Annotated in this window: 1 protein-coding gene; it reads right to left on the bottom strand. The window is 54.2% G+C overall.

What is annotated here, in order from left to right:
• Nucleotides 1–973, bottom strand: a 973-nt coding sequence (locus NZ772_19295) for a hypothetical protein (protein ID MCS6815703.1), incomplete at its 3' end; no start/stop codon positions are given.
• Nucleotides 974–1,177 lie beyond the last annotated feature (204 nt).

The following is a 1,177-nucleotide window of genomic DNA, read 5'->3' as shown; positions in this document are numbered from 1 at the left end:
AGATAGTTGATGCCGAACTCCAAATGGGGCGCAATTGTAGCCCTGGTTGGCGAGGGTCAACCTCCAGCCAAATGATGGGAAACCGTCCCGACCCAATTGTGATGTACTGCTGTCGCCAGCGTAATCCCGGTGCCCAAAGAATATTGCGATTGACCATTGCATCAGGCCGAAAATCAATAACAATCCGAGCTGGATCTGGTAGGGTAGCAATCTGTGGACTGGTATTGGCTGGAATCGGCAGACGGATGACTGTGCGGTTCATCGTTGTGCTCAGCTTAGATGAGCTGCGATGGCGTAGCGCATCCTTCACGAGGTTGCCAGGGGTAGGGCGCAACTGACTCACTAGCCTTGGGGTCGCTGTTGCGTTCACCGTTACCAGCAACATTTGCTCCTCTTGGGTTGCCTGCCACAGGGCTGGTTGGCTTAACTGAATTACCGTTCGAGATCCTATCTGCCGTTGTCCTTGCCGCACCTCAGTAACTTGACTAGGAGGTAGCGTCAGTTGCAGCGTCGATCCCTGACCACTGACTTGCCATCCAAACTGCTGGATCAGGGGCGTGATATCCAGGTAGCGAACACCCTGATACAAGCGGGCTGACAGGGGTAAGGGAGTCGTTGCTGGATCAGAAAACCACTGCACAGGTTGCACGCCAACTTGGTCTGTGTCCCGAAGATCAACACCAAAATACTGCATCAACTGCTGCTCGTTGATAGCTAGTCGAGGCATCCCATCCACTTGCCACTGCACCCAAGCGATCGGCACTACCTGCCCATCGATTATCATCTGAGAGCCACCTACGGCTGTAGGCATTCCCTGAGCCACAGCACTTTGAGTCATAGCGCCTTGAGCCACAGCATCTTGAACCACAGTAGTAGTGCGGGGTGGCGACGATAGCAAGGAAGGGCTATACCCCAAAGGCACATCCGCCCACAGCAATACCGTCATGAAACTCGCCAGCATCAGGTTGGTCATGGGTTAATGGTCGTTCGGTAGTTAGGGGTAAGGGTAGGGATTGGTAACCAGGGAATTGGTTACTGGCATGATGACAGACACCGAAGACGATCGCTACAGGGGGTTTATCGTGCGGAGTAGCTTCAGTAGGCGTAACAGTGCTACCCGGTGGCGGAGTCCTGGGCTAAGGGGCACATTAATCTCGGCTTCGTCGCCTAGTTTGGC

This window comes from Cyanobacteriota bacterium, from assembly GCA_025054735.1.
Classification (GTDB): Bacteria; Cyanobacteriota; Cyanobacteriia; order SKYG9; family SKYG9; genus SKYG9.
This window is presented reverse-complemented; position numbering and strand designations above follow the sequence as displayed.